This window comes from Hymenobacter armeniacus, from assembly GCF_014699055.1.
In the GTDB taxonomy this organism is placed as follows: domain Bacteria; phylum Bacteroidota; class Bacteroidia; order Cytophagales; family Hymenobacteraceae; genus Hymenobacter; species Hymenobacter armeniacus.
Window position 1 is genome coordinate 24,285 of the sequence record NZ_JACXAC010000005.1, and the last position, 18,604, is coordinate 42,888.

Consider the following 18,604-nt stretch of genomic DNA (forward strand, 5'->3'; position numbering starts at 1 on the left):
TATTCTATGAAAGCCTTTTGGGCACTGGTGCTGATTTTGCTTCCGTTGGGGCTGCGCGCGCAGGCGGAAAAAGCCGTGCCCACTGCAACCTACACCGACGCGGACGGCCGCTTCACGCTGACATACCCGCGCACCTGGCAGCTGCGGCCCAACGCTTCGGGGGCCGAAGCGGCGTTTTACGCGCCCGCCACGGGCCAGCCCGTGCCGGCCGTGGTGACGGTGACGGCCCGCCCCCTGCCCGACGACCTGAAGGACCGGCCCCTGACCGGCCCCGGTAGCCAAGACTCGCTCTGGCGCACGCTGCTGCGCCTGCCCCACGTGTACGTGGTGCGCCTGGAGCAGAAAAACTACGGCCGCTACGAAGAGGTGCGCTACGACTACACCTACGCGCCCGTAGCGGGGCTGCCGGGGCGCCTGCACGTGGCCGGCCGGCGCATCTGGCGCGTGGGCTACGAGTTTCAGGTAGAATACCGGGCGGCCACCACCGAAGACGGCCGCTGCCTGACCGAAGGCCTGCAGCTACTTGATTCCTTTGGCTTTACCAGCAAGTCCATCACCAGCCGGCGCTACGTGGACCAGGTGTGCGACGGCAAAATGTACGGCATCGCGGCCATGACCCGTCGCACCGGCCAGTGGGAAGACGATTGCCGCTCCATCCACGAGTTTTCGACCGAAGACGTGTCCGAACTGGCCACGGTGCACCGCAATGTGCTGCCTTTCCAATCGTACGCGCTGGCCAAGGGCTTCGACAACTGCCTGTATTCGGTCACGAAATCGCCCACCGACCGGCCCGAGCTGGTGTACCGCTACGACCCCACCACGCGGCGCGGCGCCTTCACCACCTGGCAACTGCCCGCGCAGGGCCCCACCAACGTCTGGATTTCGGCCGCCACCGACGAACGCGGCGACCTGTACTTTCTCACCTCCGATGCCAACCAACTGGTGAAGGTGAGCCCCGCCGAGGGCGGCACCGTGACCGTGCTCTGGCAGAAAGACCCCACCCAGCAAGCCGCCTACTACCCCAGCATTGCCTTCGACGGCGCGGGCACGCACGGCAACTTCTGCCTCGACGACGCCAACACCGTGTACATGGTGTACAGCACGGACGGCTCATTGGTGCGCGTGGACGTGAACACCCAGCGCCCCGCGCCCGAGCTGCTGGCCCTCACGGGCTTGCCCAAGCGCGGCGGCTACAGCGACGTGCTGCTGCAAAACGACGAGTCGGGCCGGCGGCGCATGTACCTGGCCGGCCCGCACGCCCTCTACAAGGTGGACCTGGCGCGGCGCAAGGCCAGCCTGGCCCGGCGCGGCACCTACACCGACCTGGCGGGCTGCAACCTGTTTCGGGTGGCTTACCGGGCGGCCCCGCCGCTGCCCAGCGCCACCGTGCCCTGGCGCGGCCGCGTGCTGAACGCCGCCACCTACCAGCCCCTGACCGCGGCCGAGCTGCACATTGGCCGCGAAAGCGCGTCGGCGGTGGTGTCGCTTTCCACCGATGGCCGCTTTTCGTACGGCGCGGCCCCGGGCAAGCCGTATTTCTACAAAGCGCAGCTGGCCGGTTTCGTCGACGCCGACAGCAGCTGGACGGTGGGCGCCGGCCCCACCGTGCACGACATTCTGCTGCAGCCCCTGGCCGTGGGCACCACCCTGCCGCTGGCCAACGTGCAGTTTGAGCAGGGCCAGGCCGTGCTGCTGCCGGGCTCGGCCCGCGCCCTCAACCAGCTGGTGGCGATGATGACCGACAACCCGCGCCTGACCATTGAACTGCGCGGCCACACCGACAACGTGGGCGAGCCCGCCAAAAACGTGGTGCTCAGCGAGGAGCGGGTGGCGGCGGTGAAGGCCTACCTGGTGGCCCACGGCGTGGCCGAAAGCCGCATCACCGGCATCGGTTTCGGCGGGGCCAAACCCGCCGCCAGCAACGCCCAGGAAGTCACCCGCAAGCTGAACCGGCGGGTCGAGTTTCGGGTGACGGGGATATAAGCCAGCAGTCGAATAAAGGCTGGCATGCAGAGCGCCGCGAAGCATCTCGCGGGCTCGCACAAATCAATACCGCGGCAAATTGGGTTACCACCGAGCGAGATGCTTCGCGGCGCTCTGCATGACGTTATTTCTTCTCCTTGCTCTATGCTGGTAACTCTTCGAACTGCCGTACCCCAATCGCCGGCCCGGGTGATGGCGGGCTTCACGCGGGCGCTGTTTGAGGCGCTGGCGCCGCCGTTTCCCAAGCTGCGGGTGCTGCGCTTCGACGGCTGCCACACCGGCGACCATGTTGAAATCGAACTGAATACCGGCGTAAAAAAGCTGCGCTGGACTTCGCTGATTGTGGACGACGGCGTGCAGCCCGACGGCACGCATTTCTTCGTCGACGAAGGCCAGATACTGCCGCCGCCGCTACGCTACTGGCGTCACCGCCACCTCATCCAGCCCGGCCCCAACGGCGGCAGCGTGATTGTGGATGCGCTGGAATACCGCACGGCTTCGCCCTGGCTCGACCGCCTGCTGTACCCCGCCATGTGGGCGCAGTTTGCCTGGCGGCGGCCCATCTACCGGCGTTGGTTTACATAGCGCCCGCGCTACAGGTCCAGCACCATGCGCACGTCGCCGGGATGGCCCGGGATGAGCGCCGCCGGCCGGAAGCCCAGCTTGTCGTACAGCTTCAGGGCCGGCAGCAGCGTCGAGATGGAAAGCACCTCCACGCGGCGCGCGCCCAGCTGCCGGGCCTTGCCCAGCATGCCCTGCCCCAGCGCCCAGCCAATGCCGCGGCGCTGCGCGGCCGGGGCCACGGCCAGCCGGGCCAGCTCAAACACGCCGTCGTGCTCCTTCACCAAGGCGCAGGTGCCCACGATTTCGCCCTCGCACACGGCCATCAGGATGTGGCCGCCGCGCTCCAGAATGTACTGCTGGGGGTTTTCTACCGGCTGGCGGTCGGGCCCTTCGATGTAGAAGTAGCGCGTAATCCACTCATAATCGAGCTCGTGGTTGAGGGCTTCGAAAGCCGGGCGATGCGCGGGCTCAAAATCGATGATGGAAACGCCGGTGGGCATGGGTGGGAGCGGGAAGGGAAGGACGAAGGAACCGAGGCTGCAAAGTTCGCACACAGCGGGCCGTACCTTTGCAGGCCTATGCTGAATCCTGCCACCATCGTCCTCAAAAACGGAAAAGACCATTCCTTGCGCCGCCGCCACCCGTGGGTGTTTTCCGGCGCCATTGCCCGCGTGAAGGGCGACACCGAAGAAGGCGCGCCTGTGCGCGTTGAGGCCGCCGACGGCGAGCTGCTGGGCGTGGGCCATTTTTCGGGCGGGGGCTCCATTGCCGTGCGCATGCTGGACTTTGGCCCGAGCGCGCAACTGCCGACGGCCGCGTTCTGGGAAGAGCGGCTGGGCAACGCCTACCGCCTGCGCCAGCGCCTGGGCCTGACCGGCACCGCCGACACCAACGTGTTCCGACTGGTGCACGCCGAGGGCGACGGCCTGCCCGGCCTCATCATCGACGTGTACGGCGACGTGGCCGTGGTGCAGGCCCACAGCATCGGCATGTACCGCGCCCGGCCCGAAATTGCCGCCGCCCTGCGCGCGGTGTTCGGCGACAAGCTGCGCGCCATCTACGACAAGAGCGCCGAAACCATTCCCGGCAACGCCGTGCCCGACGCCAAAAACGGCTACCTCTTCGGCCAGAGCAGCGGCACCGAGCACGTGGTGCAGGAAAACGGCCACCGCTTTGCCGTGGACTGGGAAACCGGCCAAAAAACCGGCTTTTTCATCGACCAGCGCGACAACCGCGACCTGCTGGCCCGCTACTCACCCGGCCGCCGCGTGCTCAACACGTTTTGCTACACCGGCGGCTTTTCGGTGTATGCCCTGGAGGCCGGCGCCGAACTGGTGCACTCCGTGGATAGCAGCAAAAAAGCCATTGCCCTCACCGAGCGCAACGCCGAGCTGAGCCAGCACGCCGACCGCCACGCCGCCTACCCCGACGACGTGCTGGGCTTCCTCAAAAACCACTCGGCCGAGTACGACCTGCTGGTGCTCGACCCGCCCGCGTTTGCCAAGCACATGGGCGCCCGCCACGCCGCCCTCATGGGCTACAAGCGCCTCAATGCGGCTGGCATTGCCCACCTGGCGCCGGGCGGGCTGCTGTTCACGTTCTCTTGCAGCCAAGTAGTTAGCCCCGAATTATTTGAGGGTGCCGTGCTGGCCGCCGCCATCGAGGCCGGCCGGCCGGCGCGCATTCTGCACCGCCTCACCCAGCCCGCCGACCACCCGGTGAGCTTGTTCCACCCGGAAGGCGCGTATTTGAAGGGGCTGGTGCTGGCGGTGGAGTAAGGGGCCGTTGCGCCTCACCCCCAGCCCCTCTCCCCAGGGAGAGGGGAGCCTGACATCTTCACGAACCGGTGCCCCCTCTCCCTGGGGAGAGGGGGTCAGGGGGTGAGGCGCCCCGTCAGAACTACTTATTCCCCGCCGCGCCCGGCGCGGGCATCTGCATCAGAAACTGGCCGCCGGCCCCGCCGCTGTAAGTTGGCACGTTGCTGCCGCCTTTTTCCCAGGCTTCAATCCAGCGCATCTGCACCAGCAGCGGCGTGAGCGACTGCTGCTGCTTTTCGTTGGCGTAGGCCTGGGCGTCGGCGGCAATGCGGATGGCCTTGGCGCGGCCCTCGGCTTCGGCGATGTTGATGCGGGCCTGGGCTTCGGCCTGGCGGATGCGGTTTTCGGTTTGCAGGCCGGTTTGCACGGCCGTGTTTTTGGCGTCGATGGCGGCTTTGAGGCTGGCGGGCGGCTCCAGCTTGGTAGTGATTTGCTGCACGATGAAGCCCAGCGTTTGCAGCTGGCTTACGAGGTTGGCCTTCACCTGGGCCTCGTAGGTGCCGCGGTTGCTGATGAGGCTGTCGGCGGTGTAGCGGTTGGTGGCCACGCGGTAGGCTTCGTACACGGCCGTTTTCAGGAAGCCGTCTTCGATGGCGGGCAGTGGCCGGCGGTACTGCCGAAAAATGTCGTCCACCTTATCGGACTGGATGTAGTAGTTGAGGCTGGGCGCCACGCCGAAGCTGGAACCGTCCTTGCTCTGCACCTCAAACTCTTCGTATTCCTTGTGCTGGGTGTAGATGGGAAATTCGTGCACGGCCGTGCTCAGGGGGCTGTAGAACACCCAGCCCGTGGTGTAGGTGATGTCGTCGACGCCCCGGCTGGCCCCGGCTAGGTTGACCTTGATGCCCACGTTGCCGGCGTCGATGCGCTCGACTTTAATCAGGCTGCAGCCGCCCACGAGGACGAGCAGGAACAGGCCCAGGAAGAGAAGGGGTTTCAGCCAGCTTCGCCCGGGGTTGAATTGGTATTCGGCCATTTTCTAAGGTAGTGCAGGTAAAAAGGTGAAAGCAAGCGTACAATCAGTAGCGTCCCAGCGTGCGGCCCGCTTGGCACAGCGAAAGAACAACACCGGCGGCTAATAGCAACAGCCCCAGCAAGCCGCAGCCCAGCAGCCAGTCGGAAGGCCGGCTCATCCAGTCCAGGCAGCGGGTGCCGGCCCAGGGCAGCAGGCCAAGGTAAAACAGCAGCCAGAACACGGGCCGCAAGGCAGAAGCAGGTTTGGCGGACATGGCGCGGACGGTTGACGTGGCGGAAGCGGTTGCGGAGAGATGTATCGCTCGTTGCCGCCGCTCATTACAAGCCGCGCTATTTTGCGGGGCTTCAAAACATCTGCCCACCCGTTGCGCGTTATGCCCCCAGTGTTTCGTAAAAAAACTTTCTCTGCGCCCCGCCAGCCCGTGGCCGTCATCGGGGCGGGCATTGCCGGCATTGCGGCGGCGGCGCGGCTGGCCGTGGCGGGCCACGCCGTCACGGTGTTTGAGGCGGCGCCCACGTTTGGGGGCAAAATGCACCAGTTTGCCCTGCCCGGCGGCTACCGTTTCGACGCCGGCCCGTCGCTCTTCACGCTGCCGCAGTTGGTAGACGACATCTTCCGGCTGGCCGGCCGCACGCCGGCCGATTATTTCCGCTACGAGCGGCTCGACCCCATCACCCACTACTTCTTCGCCGACGGCACCCGCCTGCGCGCCTGGGCCGATGCCGACCAATTCGCGAAGGAAGTGGAAGCCAAGTTAGGCACGCCCGCGGCGGCCGTGGCCACGTTTCTGAAGCGCGCCGGCCGGGCTTACGACGCCACGGCCGGCACTTTTTTGCACAAGTCATTGCACAAGGCCGGCACCTACTTCAGCCCCGAAACCCTGAAAGCCGTGGCCGCGCTGCCGCAACTGGGCCTGCTGGGCACCATGCACCAGCGCCACGCCAGCGCCTTCGGCCACGACCCGCGCCTGGTGCAACTCTTCGACCGCTACGCCACCTACAACGGCTCCGACCCCTACCAGGCGCCGGCCACGCTCAGCATGATTCCGCACCTGGAGCACGGCATCGGCGCTTTTTACCCCGAGGGCGGCATCTACGCCATTGCCGAAAGCCTGACGAAGCTGGCCCTGGAGTTCGGCGTAAAATTCCGCTACAACGAGCCCGTGGAAGAAATCATCGTGGCCGAAAACCGGGTGACCGGGCTGCGCACCGCGCAGGACGTGTACGACTTTGCCCAGGTGGTGAGCAACATGGACGTGGTGCCCACCTACCGGCGCCTGCTGCCGCGCCAGCCCGCCCCCGAGCGCACGCTGGCCCAGCCCCGCTCCTCCTCGGCGCTGATATTTTACTGGGGCATTGCCCGCGAGTTTCCGGAACTCGACCTGCACAACATCTTTTTTTCGGCCGACTACCAGCGCGAGTTCCAGGCTATTTTTCAGGAGAAAACCGTGGCCGACGACGTGACCGTCTACGTCAACATCACCTCCAAGAAGACGCCCACCGATGCCCCGGCCGGCCACGAAAACTGGTTTGTGATGGTGAACGTGCCCCACGACCAGGGCCAGGACTGGGACGCCCTCACGCGCCAAACCCGCGCCGCCGTGCTCCGTAAGCTGCACCAGGCGCTGGGCACCGACGTGGAGCCGCTCATCGCCGCCGAAAAAGTGTGGACGCCCCCGGGCATTGCCGCCGACACGTCCTCGTTTGGGGGCGCGCTCTACGGCAGTTCCAGCAACAACGCGCTGGCCGCCTTCCTGCGCCACCCCAATTTTTCGGGGCGGCTCGAAGGGCTGTACTTTTGCGGCGGGTCGGTGCACCCGGGGGGCGGCATTCCGCTGTGCCTGCTGTCGGCCAAAATCGTTGCTTCTCTTATTGATAGTTAATTGTTGAGAGTTAAAACCAGTGCGTAAAACGAGAGGGCCCTTGCCCCTCAACTTTTAACTTTTAACTGCTTGACTCCACCGAATGGAGTATTCTGAATCCCTCAATCCGACCACCAACACCCGTCGCTTGCGCATCGCCCAGGGCCTGGTGCTGCTGTTTCACGTCACGGGTTTTGTGGGCCTGGCCTTCTCCAAAGACCCCGATTTTTACCTGCGCTTCACGCCGCTCACGCTGCTGCTCACGGCGGGGCTGCTGCTGGCGTTTCAGCCGCAGCGCGGGTTCGGCTTCTGGGGGTTTTGCGTTTCGGTGATGGTGCTGGGGTTTGCCGTCGAGTTTATTGGCGTGAACACGGGCAAGATATTTGGGCACTACACCTACGGCGACACGCTGGGCTTCAAGCTGTTCAACGCGCCGCCGTTTGTGGGCGTGCCGCCGATGATTGGCCTCAACTGGCTGGTGCTCACGTACGTGTGCGGCGTGCTGGCGCGCTACCTGCCGCTGGGCGAGCTGCCGCGCATTCTGCTGGCGGCCCTGCTTATGGTGGGGCTCGACGTGTGCCTGGAGCCCGTGGCGGGCCGCTACGATTTCTGGCACTGGTCGGCCGAAATCATTCCACTGCAAAATTTCCGCGACTGGTTCATCGTGGCCTGCGTGCTGCAGATGCTGTTCAACCGCGCCAACTTTCCCAAGGTCAACGCCCTGGCCCCCATGGTGTACCTCACGCAGCTGCTGTTTTTCTTTTTCCTCGGGGCCTTGCAGTAAGGACGGGCGGCTTCCGTAACCTCAACCATAAGGAATTGCGGGCTAACCGGCGCTAGTTTTGAGCCGTAGTTGTCTTTCCTTCCCCGCTTCCTCATGCCCGATTTTACCCTGCCGGCGGCTTCATTGGAAGCCGCCATGCCCGTGTTTCACCGCTACGGCCTGCACACCGCCACCGACGAGGTGCTGGCCGCCGCCCTGCACACCAGCGCGGCCGAACTCACGGCGCAGTTTCCGAGCCGGGAGCTGCTGGTGCACCACGCCATGCTGGCCGACATGGAGCGCCAGAAACGGGAGCACCGAGAATTATATGAGCAATTTCAGACGGCGGTGGAGCGGCTCTACGGCCTGCTGCAGCTGGGCTTGCGCGACCTGGCCACCGTGCCGGGCCAGTTCTACCTCGACCTGCAAACCGGCTTTCCCCAAACCTGGGAGGCTGTGATGGACCACCTCAACAGCTACTCGGCGCCGCAGCTGCAACAGCTGCTCAACGACGGCATTCGCAGCCGCTTGTTTCGCTCCGACATTAACATTCAGCTCGTTACCAAAATCCTGATTGAGCAGCTCAACCTGCTGCTCAACCCGCAGGTGTTTCCGCCCGACCGCTACAACATGCGCGAGGTGTTCCGCAGCATCTTCCTGTACTACATTCGCGGCATCTGCACCGATGAAGGGGCGCGGATTGCGGCCGAGCATTTTGCCCGGCTGTAGGCAGCCCGGCCCGGCCGGGCCTAACTACTTGTACGGATGCGCTTATCATCGTTGCGCGGTTGGCTGCTGCCGGCCGCGGCGGGCCTGCTGTTAGCCGGCTGCCAGTCCAATACCTCCACGTCGGAAACGGCTTCGGCCGACGGCAAAACCGAAGCCGTGCCCACCGACACCGCCAGTGTGCCCACGCCGAAAGACGGCATCACGGCGGCGCTCATCGGGCAGCACATCAAGGTGCTAGCGTCGGATGAGTTTCAGGGGCGGCGGCCGTTTACGCCGGGCGAGGAAAAGGCGACGAGCTACTTGGCGGAGGAGTTCAAGAAGCTGGGGCTGCAGCCCGGGGCTAACGGCAGCTATTTCCAGGCGGTGCCGCTGGTGGAGATTGCGGGCAAGCCCGATTCCATTGCCACCGTGGCGGGCAACGGCAAGAGCCTCCGCCTGAAGTACCGGCAGGACTTCATGTTCCTCACGGAGCGCGAGGTGCCCACGGTCGACATCAAGAATTCGCCGCTGGTATTCGCTGGCTACGGCGTGACGGCGCCCGAGTACGGCTGGGACGACTACGCCGGCCTCGACGTGAAGGGCAAAACCGTGGTGGTGCTCATCAACGACCCCGGCAACGCGGGCAACGACACCACCCTGTTCAAGGGCAAGGCCATGACGTACTACGGCCGCTGGGGCTACAAGTACGAGGAGGCCGCCCGCCACGGCGCCACCGGCCTGCTCATCATTCACGACACCAAGCCCGCCTCCTACCCCTGGACGGTGGTGCAAAGCAGCAACGGCGGCGCCAAGCTGCACCCCCAAACGCCCGACCACGGCGCCAGCAAAGTGGCCCTCGAAGGCTGGATGACCCTCGACGCGGCCAAGCGCCTCTTCGCCATGGCCGGCCAGAGCTACGAGGAAGCCTACGCAGCGGCCAACAAGAAAGGCTTCAAAGGCCAAGCCCTGGGCCTGAACCTGACCACGACGCTGCACAACACCATCACGCGCAAAACCTCGAAAAACGTGGTGGCCGTGCTGCCCGGCACCACCCGGCCCAAGGAATACATCATCTATTCGGCGCACTGGGACCACCTCGGCATCGGCCCGGCCATTGCCGGCGACTCCATTTACAACGGCGCGCTGGACAACGCCAGCGGCTGCGCCGGCCTGCTGGCCATTGCCAACGGCTTTGTGCAAGCCAAGGAGAAGCCCGCCCGCAGCATCGTGTTTCTGGCCGTGACCGGCGAGGAGCAGGGCCTGCTGGGTTCCGACTACTACGCCCAGCACCCCATTTTCCCGGTGGCCAGCACGGTGGCCGACATCAATATGGACGAGCTGCTGGCCTTTGGCCCGATGCGCGACCTGACCATCACGGGCTACGGCCAATCGGAGCTGGACGACTACGCCCGCGCCGCCGCCAAGGAACAGAACCGCTACGTCATCCCCTACCAGCACCCCGAAACGGGCAGCTTCTACCGCTCCGACCATTTCAGCTTCGCCAAAGTGGGTATTCCGGCGCTCTACGCCAGCGGCTCCTTCGACAGCCGCCTGCACGGCAAGGACTTCGCCGAAAAGCAGCGCAAGGATTTCGAAGAAATTGCCTACCACCAGCCCGCCGACCAGTACGACCCCAAATGGGACCTGCGCGGAGCCGAGCAGGACGCCCGCCTGCTGTTCCGTGTGGGCCAGAAGTTGGCCGCCGAAACCACCTTCCCGAAGTGGAAAGATGGCTCGGAATTCAAGGCCACGCGGGAGAAAAGCCGGCCGATGTAGAGACGCATACTTGCGTCTCGTCGTCCATATTGCTTGGGCATTTTATTAAACGCCGAGACGCAAGTATGCGTCTCTACACCACTCATTTTAGCAGCACCAGCGGCTTTTTCACGTCGATGTGCCCCTGTTGGTCGAGCAGCTTGGCGGCGGCAGCAAACTGCGCCGGGTCGTGGGCATTCACCAGAATGATGGGGCCGTTGGGACCCATGATGCTTAGCAGAAAGCTCTGGTCCGGACGCAGCCGCTGCCCACGGAGCGCCGGCAGGTTTTTGCGCAGGTAATCGAGTGTGGCCTTGTGGTCCTGCGCGACGAGGATGACCGGAAAGTACTCGCCGCTCTGGGCCTGGGCCAGGGATTTGGCTTCGTTCAGAATGGGCGTCGACGTGTAGGTAAACGAGCTGCGAAACCGGTCCTGAAACGGCAGAATGGCTGCCCGAAAATCCTCGGCATTAGACCAATACAGGACCTTGCGAAACAGGTTCACGTAGTCGGTGGCGGCCTGCGGGAAGGTGCGGTCAAAGAGGCCAATGGCTTGGCTCACGAAGAGGCTATCAATGGTTTGGCCGCGCTCCACGTAGCCCGTCATGAGCGGGTAGAGAGCTTTGGCGTAGCGGTTGATGTAGTCGTCGTTGTACCATTCGCCGGGCTCGGGCTGGCCCTTTTGCTGCGCGTAAATCCATTCGCCGGCCACGGTGGCCAAGGCCTCTTCCATGAGGTTGTAGGCCGAGCGGCGATTGGGCGAAGGGTGGCGCAGATACCAGCCTTCCAGCTGCTGCTGCAGGCGCAGGCGCTGCTGCGCCGAGAGCGAATGGCTCATCTCGTGAAAGACGACGCCCGTGCCGTCCGCAAAACTGCGCGATTTGGGGTGGCAGTCCAGCAGCACCACGTTGCCGCTCACCCAGGCGTGGTTGGTGAAGGTCAGGTTGCCGACGCTTTGATTGCCGTCGAGCTGCGGGTTGAGCTCAATGCGGTACGGCAGGTTGTCGGGCCACACGCTGCCGTAGAACGTGCGCAGCTGGCCAAACTTCTGCATCAGCCGGCTTTGGGCCAGAAACTCCGCGTAGGCCGGGCGCAGGCGGGCCAGCTCATCGGCGTGCGGCAGCCAGGCCAGGGTATCGAAAGCCGGCGTGAAAAAGCGGTACACGCTGTCGAGGCTGGCCAGCACTTCGTTGGTGAGCAGGCCAACGGTGCGGCGCTGCAGGTCGGCCAGGTCGCGGGCGTCGGCGCTGGCGGCCATGTAGGCCGGGTTGGTGTTGCCCTGGCTGCCCAGGCGGCCCACGGGGTAGCCTTCGCGGTCGAAGCCCGGCTCGCGGTCCAGGTTTTGGTAGCGGCGCAACCAGCGGCGGGCGGCCGGCGTGTTGAAACGGCTTTGCTCGAAGGCCCGGCGGCTGCCGCGGTACCCGCCGCTGCTGCCCGCCAGCGTTTCCACAAACCGCACCAAACAGTGCACCCGGCTGACTTCGACCGTCACGGCCGGGCCCGGGCTGGCGGCCGGCGTTTGTGCCCAACCGGGTGAGCTACTCAGCAGAATGAACAGGTACAGTAGTCGCTTCATGCGGCTAAAAGTAGCGCGGACAGGTCAGGCCGGGCGTGCCAGCAGCCAGCCCAGCAACAGGGCCCGCGCCGTCCAGGCCAGGGTGCGCAGCCAGTTGGTGCGCGTGAGGCCGTCGATAGCGATGTAGTCGAAGCCGCCTTCGAGCCGATTGTGGAAGGGCACGGAGATGAAGAACGTGACGGCCCAAATCAGCAGCACCAAGGCCAGGCTCCACCAACCGGCGCCGCCGGGCAGGGCCGCGCGCCCGGCCCAGGCCAACCAGATGGCCAAGGCCAATTCCAGCACCATGGGGGCCATCACTACGTAGCTCATGCGGCGGGTGTGGGCCGCGTGGAAGGCCACCCAGGCATCTTTGGGCACCAGCCCGAAGCTGGGGTAGTGCACCACCTGAATGGTCCAGATGAGGCCGGTGAGGTAGGCGGCCGCGGCAAAATTGAGCAGAAGCAGAAGGCGAAGCGGCATGTGTAGTAAAAATAATTTTGGCCTGAACATACGGCTTTCCGGCTTGCCCGCGGCACGCAAACGTTCCCGTAAATCGGGCCCGGCGGTCCCGCCAGGGCCGAATATTTCCGTGGGCCTGCGCTGGTGCGTAGGTTCGCACCGCAACTTTTCTGCACCCCCACCATGCCCGTAACCACCGAAAGCCTGACCCATCTGTTCCCGCTCGACGAGCGGGCCATTCCCGAAGCCTGGCGCCGGCCCGAGCCCCTGCACCAGCGCCAGTACCTGCTCGACGGCGAGCTGCGCGAGTGGCACGGCCCCACCCAGGAGGTGCGCACACCCATCCAGACGCGCCTCACCGACGGCACGTTGGCGCCCCGCGTCATCGGCTCCTACCCGCTGCTTGACGAGGCCGAAAGCCTCAAAGCCCTCGATGCCGCCGTGCGCGCCTACGACCACGGCCGCGGCGAATGGCCCACCATGAGCGTGGCCGACCGCATTGCGGCCGTGGAGAAATTCACCCGCCTCATTGTGGCCCGCAAGGCCGAAATCGTGCAGCTGCTGCTGTGGGAAATCGGCAAGTCGGCCGCCGACTCGGAAAAGGAGTTCGACCGCACCATCGACTACATCCGCAACACCATCGACGCCCTCAAGGACATGGACCGCGACTCGTCGCGCTTCACCATTGAGGAAGGCATCATCGGCCAGATTCGGCGCTCGCCGCTGGGCGTGGTGCTCTGCATGGGCCCCTTCAACTACCCACTGAACGAGACGTTCTGCATGCTCATTCCGGCCCTCATCATGGGCAACACCGTGCTGTTTAAGCCGCCGAAACACGGCGCGTTGCTGCACTACCCGCTGCTGCAGGCCTTCACCGAAGCTTTCCCCAAAGGCGTGGTGAACACCGTGTACGGCCGCGGCAACGCGGTGGTCCCGGCCCTCATGGCGTCGGGCAAAATCGACGTGCTGGCCCTCATCGGCAGCAGCCGGGTGGCCGACTCGCTCAAGAAGCTGCACCCCAAGTCGAACCGCCTGCGGGCCGTGTTCGGGCTCGACGCCAAGAACGTGGCCATCGTGATGCCCGATGCCGACCTGGACGTGGCCATCAAGGAATCGGTGCTGGGCGCGCTGAGCTTTAACGGGCAGCGCTGCACGGCGCTCAAGCTGTTCATGGTGCACGAGAGCATTGCCGAAGACTTCGTGCAGCGCTTGGCCACCGAAATCAACAAGCTGAAGCCCGGCATGCCCTGGGACGCCGGCGTGAACATCACCCCGCTCCCCGAGCCGCAAAAGCCGGATTATCTGGCCGAAGTCATTGCCGACGCCCAGGCCAAGGGTGCCCGCGTGGTGAACGAAGGCGGCGGCACGGCGGCCGGCCCGCTGGTGTTTCCGGCGCTGCTGTTTCCGGTGCAGGAAGGCATGAAGGTGTGGCGCGAAGAGCAGTTTGGGCCGGTGGTGCCGGTGGCGTCTTTCAGCAAAGTCGACGAAGCCATTCAGTACATCATCGACTCCGACCATGGCCAGCAGGTGAGCATTTTCGGCAGTGAATCGAAGGAAGTGGCCGACCTCATCGACCAGCTCGTGAACCAGGTGAGCCGCGTCAACATCAACGCCCAGTGCCAGCGCGGGCCCGATACCTTCCCCTTCACCGGCCGCAAAGACTCGGCCGAGGGCACGCTGTCGGTGTACGACGCGCTGCGCTCGTTTAGCATCCGCACGGTGGTGGCCACCAAAATGACCGACGCCAACAAGCACATCCTGAACGAAATCGTGGACGGCCAGGAAAGCAGCTTCCTGAGCACGCGGTTTATTCTGTAGGCATCTTCGAACGAGGCTGGGAACATCATGCTGAGCGAAGTCGAAGCATCTCTACCGCGCAACTAATCCATTGTTTGGGTTACTATCGCAGTAGAGCTGCTTCGGCTGCGCTCAGCATGACGTTCTTTCGTTTCCAAAAGACTCCCGCCATTTTCACCACATGAAAAAACCCCTGTTTCTATTGCCGCTGCTGGCCGCGGCCGTGACCGGCTGCCCATCGAACTCCCTGAAAACGGCCCGCTCCGGCGACAAGCCCGACCTGCTCTACGCCGCCCTGGACACGACCGTGGCGCCCGGCGACGACTTCTTCAGCTACGCCAACGGCACCTGGATTAAGAACAACCCCATTCCAGCGTCGGAAAGCAGCATGGGCATCGGCAAGAAGGTGCAGGACGAGGTGTATGCGCGGCTGCGCGAAACCAGCGTGGAGGCGGCCAAAGCCAACGCCGCCGCGGGCAGCAACCAGCAAAAAATCGGCGATTTCTGGGCCGTGGGCATGGATTCGGTGAAGGCCGATAAGCTGGGCGCGGCCCCGCTCAAGCCGGAACTCGACCGCATCGCGGCCATGAGAACCGTGGCCGAAGTGCCCGGCGTCATCGCCCACGAGATTCCGCTGGGCGTGCGGGCCCTCATCGGTCCCAACGTGGGCCAGGACGACAAGAACAGCGACAAGATGGCGCTGTACCTGCGCCAGTCGGGCCTGGGCCTGCCCAACCGCGACTATTATTTCAACACCGACTCGCGCACCAAGAACATTCGGGCCGAATACCTGAAGCACTTGGCCAATACCTTCCGGCTGCTGGGCCAGGACCAAGCCACCGCTCAGGCCAACGCCGACCGCGTGATGGCGCTGGAAACGGCCCTGGCCAAGTCTTCGCGCAAGCTCGAAGCCCTGCGCGACCCCTACGCCAACTACCACAAAATGAGCATCGCGCAGCTCAACCAGCTCACGCCCGGCCTCGACTGGAAAACCTGGCTGGCGCAGATGGAATTCACGAACGTGGACACGGTGATTGTGGGCCAGCCCGAGTTTTACCAGACGGCGGGCCAGCTGCTGAAAAGCAAACCGCTGGACGACTGGAAAGCCTACCTCACCTGGCAGTTGGCCCGCACGTATGCGCCCACGCTCAGCAGCCAGTTTGTGAACGAGAACTTCCATTTCTACGGCACGGTGCTGCGCGGCGCCAAGGAAATCCGGCCCCGCTGGAAGCGCGTGCTCGACATGCAGGAAGACGCCCTCGGCGACGCCTTGGGCCAGCTGTTCGTGAAGGAATACTTCAAGCCCGAAGCCAAAGCCCGCTACGACACGCTGGTTCAACACGTGACCACCGCCTTCGCCGAGCACATTCAGAAGCTGGATTGGATGAGCGCGCCCACCAAAGTGGTGGCCCTCGACAAGCTGCACAAAATCACGCCCAAGGTGGGCTACCCCGACAAGTGGAAAGACTATTCGAGCCTGAAAATTGACCGCAGCTCGCTGGCCGAAAACGTGATGCGCGCCAACCTTTGGCAGCACCGCTACGAACTTAACAAGCTGGGCAAGCCCGTGGACCGCACCGAATGGGGCATGACGCCCCAGACCTACAACGCCTACTACAACAGCTCGAACAACGAGATTGTGCTGCCCGCCGCCGCCTTCGCCATCCCCGGCCTGCTCGATGCCGACGCCGACGACGCCCTGGTATACGGCTACGCCGGCGCCAGCACCATCGGCCACGAACTCACCCACGGATTCGACGACGAAGGCAGCCAATACGACGCCCACGGCAACCTGCACGAGTGGTGGAGCAAGGAAGACCGCAAGCGCTTCAACGAGCGGGTGAACGGCATTGTGAAGCAGTTCAACGGCTACACCCTGCTCGACTCGCTGCACATCAACGGCAAGGCCACGGCCGGCGAGAACATCGCCGACCTCGGCGGCATCGTCATCGGCCTCGACGCCTTCAAAAAAACCAAGCAGTACAAAGAAGGCAAGAAAATTAACGGCCTCACGCCCGTGCAGCGCTATTTCCTGGGCTACGCGCTGGGCTGGCAAATGCACGTGCGCGACGAAAGCCTGGCCTCGCAGCTGCTCACCGATGTGCACTCGCCCGCCCAGTACCGCGTGAACGGCCCCATGGCCGACGTGCCCGCTTTCTACGACGCCTTCGGCATCAAGCCCGGCCAAAAGCTCTACCGCCCCGATTCGACCCGGGTGGTGATTTGGTAAACCGGCGCTTGTCATTGCAGGCGCAGCGCGGCAATCCGTCCTCTCTAAGCGACTAGCCTACTAATGTGAAAAGCCCCGGCTCTGTAGTAGAGCCGGGGCTTTTTATGGGGTTGTCACGCCCCAGAGTTGGTCGCTAAGAGAGGACGGATTGCCACGCTGCGCCCGCAATGACAGACGAAGCTACTTCGCCACTGGCAGGCTCACGGTCACGTTGGTACCGGCGCCGGGGCGGCTCTGAATCACCAGCGTGCCGCCGTGGCGGTGCACGAAGGCCCGGCACAGGGCCAGGCCCAGCCCCAGGCCGGTGGCGCGCGGCTTGGGCGTGGGCGTGGGCTCGGGCAGGGCGGGGCCGCTCATGAGCGAGGCCACGGTGGCCGCGCTCATGCCCGGCCCGGTGTCGGTGCAGCTGATGAGCACCATCTGCGGGTCGTCGGGGTCGGGGGCTGCTTCGAGGTGTACGTGGCCGCCGGCGGGCATGAACTTGAGGGCGTTGCCCACCAGGTTGCGCAGAATGGTGCGGGCCATGTTGCGGTCGGCCATCAGCTTCAGGCCATCGGGGGCGGCCATGGTGATGTGCTGCCAGCTGGCGGCGGCCGTGGTTTGGTACAGGGCCTGGCACTCGGCAAACAGCTCCGACACGAGCACCGGGGCCGGGCGGCATTCCAGCTCGCCGGTCTGGCTCACGGCCCAGTTCAGCACGTTGTCGAGCAGGTGGTTGAGGCTGTCGGCGGCCTGGCGCACCAGAGCGGGCAGGCGGGCCAGGCCGTCCTGGTCGTTCTGGGCAATGTAGGAGTCAATCAAACTCGTGACGCCGGCAAAAGCCGTGACCGGCCCGCGCAGGTCGTGGGCCACAATGGCGTAGAGCTTGTCCTTGAACGACGCCACGCTGCGCAGCTCCACCGATACTTTTTCTAGGGCCCGGTTGTTGGCGGCCAGCTCGGAGCGGCTGCGGCGCAGGTTGCGGTAAAAATAGGCGGCCACCAGCAGCGCCAGCGTGAGCACGGCCACGGCCCCCACCAGCACGCGGCTGTGCCAGGCCTGCTCGTCGCGCTGCTGCGTGAGCAGGCGCAGGCGGCGGGCGCGCTCCTGGGCCTCGCTGCTCACCTGGGCGGCGGCCAGGGTTTGCATGGTTTGGCGGTTGTTCAGCGTGTCATTCAGCTCCACGTAGCGCTGGTTCCACTCGTAGGCCTGGCGGTAGTTTTCGCGCTCGGCGGCTTCGGCCGAGAGGATGCTGTAAGCGTCGAGCACGCACTCGAGGTAGTCGCTCTGGCGGGCCAGCTTCAGGGCTTCGCGGGTGGCGGCGTCGGCGCGCGCGGGCTCGTCGGTCTGGATGTAGTACATCGCAAACATGATGAGCTGCCGGGCCTGGCTGCGCACGGCGCGCTGCCGCCGGCTGATGGCCAGCGCCTGGGTGAGCAGGCGCTTCACCCGGCCCAGGTTGCCGGCCTGCATCTGGTAGTTGGCCAAGCTGGAGAGGTAGTTGGCTTCGGCCGTAGAGTCGCTTTGGCGGCGGGCCAGCGCCAGGGCCAGCGAGTCGTAATGCAAGGCCTGGGGCAGCTGCTGCCGGAAGAAAAACAGCCCGCCCACGTTGCCCAGCAGCTTCATGCGGGCGGTGGGCGTCACGCCGGGCTGGTTCATCAGGCGCAGGGCGCGGCGGTAGTGGCGCCAAGCCGAGGTGGAATCGCGCCGCTCGTGGTAGATGCTGCCCTGCGAAGTGTAGGCGCGCACCAGGCCGTCCACGTTTTTCAGCTTCAGAGCCAGCGTCTGGGCTTCGTTGAGGAGCTGCAGGGCCTCCGGGCCGTTGGAGAGGTTGCCGTAGCAACTGGCCAGGTACAGCAGACTACGGAGCAGGCCAGGGCCTTGCTCGTCGGCGGGTAGCGTGCGGGCCAGGGCCAGGGCGGCCTCGCCGTAAGGCAGGGCGCGGGCGGGCTGCTCGTTGTGCAGGGCGTAGCACATGGCGTTCAGCAGCCGCAGGCGGGTGGTATCGGGCAGGGGCGTGGCCAGCTTCTGCCGAATGGCTTCGGTGCTGTTTGGCAATGCCCCGCCGGCCACGGCCCGCGCAGGAGCCAGTAGCGCGCCGAAAGCGAGCAGCCAAATAAGCAAAATTCCAGGCCGGGTCATAAGTGGCTGCGT

The 18,604-nt window shown here is 64.9% G+C and carries 15 protein-coding genes; 9 read left to right on the forward strand and 6 right to left on the reverse strand.

Annotated elements, in window-relative coordinates:
- Positions 1-6 precede the first annotated feature (6 nt).
- On the forward strand, positions 7-1,983 hold the full coding sequence (locus tag IC234_RS14770) for an OmpA family protein (RefSeq protein WP_190926025.1): 1,977 nt from the start codon (positions 7-9) through the stop codon (positions 1,981-1,983).
- Positions 1,984-2,127: 144 nt separating this feature from the next.
- A complete protein-coding gene (locus tag IC234_RS14775; protein WP_190926027.1) occupies positions 2,128-2,568 on the forward strand; it encodes an SRPBCC family protein in 441 nt (146 codons plus the stop codon).
- 8 nt (positions 2,569-2,576) lie between these two features.
- Here IC234_RS14775 and IC234_RS14780 read toward each other — a convergent pair whose 3' ends face one another.
- On the reverse strand, positions 2,577-3,047 hold the full coding sequence (locus IC234_RS14780; RefSeq protein WP_190926029.1) for a GNAT family N-acetyltransferase: 471 nt from the start codon (positions 3,045-3,047) through the stop codon (positions 2,577-2,579).
- A gap of 78 nt (positions 3,048-3,125) precedes the next feature.
- On the opposite strand from IC234_RS14780, the gene IC234_RS14785 reads away from it, so the two are divergent.
- Entirely contained in the window at positions 3,126-4,325 is a 1,200-nt protein-coding gene (locus IC234_RS14785; RefSeq protein WP_190926031.1) for a class I SAM-dependent rRNA methyltransferase, read from the forward strand.
- Between the two features lie 121 nt (positions 4,326-4,446).
- Here the strand turns inward: IC234_RS14785 and IC234_RS14790 are convergent, their stop codons facing one another.
- Positions 4,447-5,340 carry a prohibitin family protein gene (locus tag IC234_RS14790; protein ID WP_190926033.1) on the reverse strand — a complete coding sequence of 298 codons (894 nt, stop codon included), beginning with the start codon at positions 5,338-5,340 and terminating at the stop codon, positions 4,447-4,449.
- 43 nt (positions 5,341-5,383) lie between these two features.
- The gene (locus tag IC234_RS14795; protein ID WP_190926035.1) at positions 5,384-5,593 is read right to left on the reverse strand and encodes a hypothetical protein; all 210 of its coding nucleotides are present in this window, start codon (positions 5,591-5,593) and stop codon (positions 5,384-5,386) included.
- Positions 5,594-5,713: 120 nt separating this feature from the next.
- Here IC234_RS14795 and crtD point away from each other — a divergent pair, with 120 nt between their 5' ends.
- From crtD to IC234_RS14815, 4 genes are all read left to right on the forward strand, one after another.
- Positions 5,714-7,222: a 1-hydroxycarotenoid 3,4-desaturase CrtD gene (gene crtD / locus IC234_RS14800; protein WP_190926037.1), complete on the forward strand. Its 1,509-nt coding sequence runs from the start codon at positions 5,714-5,716 to the stop codon at positions 7,220-7,222.
- An 82-nt stretch (positions 7,223-7,304) separates the two neighbouring features.
- Entirely contained in the window at positions 7,305-7,985 is a 681-nt protein-coding gene (locus IC234_RS14805) for a carotenoid biosynthesis protein (protein WP_190926039.1), read from the forward strand.
- Between the two features lie 93 nt (positions 7,986-8,078).
- On the forward strand, positions 8,079-8,693 hold the full coding sequence (locus IC234_RS14810) for a TetR/AcrR family transcriptional regulator (protein WP_190926041.1): 615 nt from the start codon (positions 8,079-8,081) through the stop codon (positions 8,691-8,693).
- A gap of 36 nt (positions 8,694-8,729) precedes the next feature.
- On the forward strand, positions 8,730-10,448 hold the full coding sequence (locus tag IC234_RS14815) for a M28 family metallopeptidase (protein ID WP_190926043.1): 1,719 nt from the start codon (positions 8,730-8,732) through the stop codon (positions 10,446-10,448).
- Positions 10,449-10,530: 82 nt separating this feature from the next.
- Here the strand turns inward: IC234_RS14815 and IC234_RS14820 are convergent, their stop codons facing one another.
- Together IC234_RS14820 and IC234_RS14825 are read right to left on the reverse strand one after the other, a co-directional pair.
- Positions 10,531-12,003 (reverse strand): hypothetical protein, encoded by a 1,473-nt coding sequence (locus IC234_RS14820; protein WP_190926044.1) that lies wholly within the window; start codon positions 12,001-12,003, stop codon positions 10,531-10,533.
- Between the two features lie 24 nt (positions 12,004-12,027).
- A complete protein-coding gene (locus IC234_RS14825; protein WP_190926046.1) occupies positions 12,028-12,465 on the reverse strand; it encodes a hypothetical protein in 438 nt (145 codons plus the stop codon).
- 162 nt (positions 12,466-12,627) lie between these two features.
- On the opposite strand from IC234_RS14825, the gene IC234_RS14830 reads away from it, so the two are divergent.
- Together IC234_RS14830 and IC234_RS14835 are read left to right on the forward strand one after the other, a co-directional pair.
- Complete coding sequence (locus IC234_RS14830) at positions 12,628-14,262, forward strand: NADP-dependent glyceraldehyde-3-phosphate dehydrogenase (RefSeq protein WP_190926048.1); 1,635 nt, start codon at positions 12,628-12,630, stop codon at positions 14,260-14,262.
- A gap of 160 nt (positions 14,263-14,422) precedes the next feature.
- A complete protein-coding gene (locus tag IC234_RS14835) occupies positions 14,423-16,471 on the forward strand; it encodes a M13 family metallopeptidase (protein ID WP_190926050.1) in 2,049 nt (682 codons plus the stop codon).
- Positions 16,472-16,651: 180 nt separating this feature from the next.
- Here IC234_RS14835 and IC234_RS14840 read toward each other — a convergent pair whose 3' ends face one another.
- Positions 16,652-18,592, reverse strand: coding sequence for a tetratricopeptide repeat-containing sensor histidine kinase (locus tag IC234_RS14840; RefSeq protein ID WP_190926052.1), 1,941 nt, complete (start codon positions 18,590-18,592; stop codon positions 16,652-16,654).
- Positions 18,593-18,604: the final 12 nt, after the last annotated feature.

What these genes read in the sequence shown, in the direction of transcription:
- IC234_RS14770 (WP_190926025.1), top strand. Translation starts at nt 7, where the DNA reads ATGAAAGCCTTTTGGGCACTGGTGCTGATTTTGCTTCCGTTGGGGCTG.
- IC234_RS14775 (WP_190926027.1), top strand. Translation starts at nt 2,128, where the DNA reads ATGCTGGTAACTCTTCGAACTGCCGTACCCCAATCGCCGGCCCGGGTG.
- IC234_RS14780 (WP_190926029.1), bottom strand. Translation starts at nt 3,047, where the DNA reads ATGCCCACCGGCGTTTCCATCATCGATTTTGAGCCCGCGCATCGCCCG.
- IC234_RS14785 (WP_190926031.1), top strand. Translation starts at nt 3,126, where the DNA reads ATGCTGAATCCTGCCACCATCGTCCTCAAAAACGGAAAAGACCATTCC.
- IC234_RS14790 (WP_190926033.1), bottom strand. Translation starts at nt 5,340, where the DNA reads ATGGCCGAATACCAATTCAACCCCGGGCGAAGCTGGCTGAAACCCCTT.
- IC234_RS14795 (WP_190926035.1), bottom strand. Translation starts at nt 5,593, where the DNA reads ATGTCCGCCAAACCTGCTTCTGCCTTGCGGCCCGTGTTCTGGCTGCTG.
- crtD (WP_190926037.1), top strand. Translation starts at nt 5,714, where the DNA reads ATGCCCCCAGTGTTTCGTAAAAAAACTTTCTCTGCGCCCCGCCAGCCC.
- IC234_RS14805 (WP_190926039.1), top strand. Translation starts at nt 7,305, where the DNA reads ATGGAGTATTCTGAATCCCTCAATCCGACCACCAACACCCGTCGCTTG.
- IC234_RS14810 (WP_190926041.1), top strand. Translation starts at nt 8,079, where the DNA reads ATGCCCGATTTTACCCTGCCGGCGGCTTCATTGGAAGCCGCCATGCCC.
- IC234_RS14815 (WP_190926043.1), top strand. Translation starts at nt 8,730, where the DNA reads ATGCGCTTATCATCGTTGCGCGGTTGGCTGCTGCCGGCCGCGGCGGGC.
- IC234_RS14820 (WP_190926044.1), bottom strand. Translation starts at nt 12,003, where the DNA reads ATGAAGCGACTACTGTACCTGTTCATTCTGCTGAGTAGCTCACCCGGT.
- IC234_RS14825 (WP_190926046.1), bottom strand. Translation starts at nt 12,465, where the DNA reads ATGCCGCTTCGCCTTCTGCTTCTGCTCAATTTTGCCGCGGCCGCCTAC.
- IC234_RS14830 (WP_190926048.1), top strand. Translation starts at nt 12,628, where the DNA reads ATGCCCGTAACCACCGAAAGCCTGACCCATCTGTTCCCGCTCGACGAG.
- IC234_RS14835 (WP_190926050.1), top strand. Translation starts at nt 14,423, where the DNA reads ATGAAAAAACCCCTGTTTCTATTGCCGCTGCTGGCCGCGGCCGTGACC.
- IC234_RS14840 (WP_190926052.1), bottom strand. Translation starts at nt 18,592, where the DNA reads ATGACCCGGCCTGGAATTTTGCTTATTTGGCTGCTCGCTTTCGGCGCG.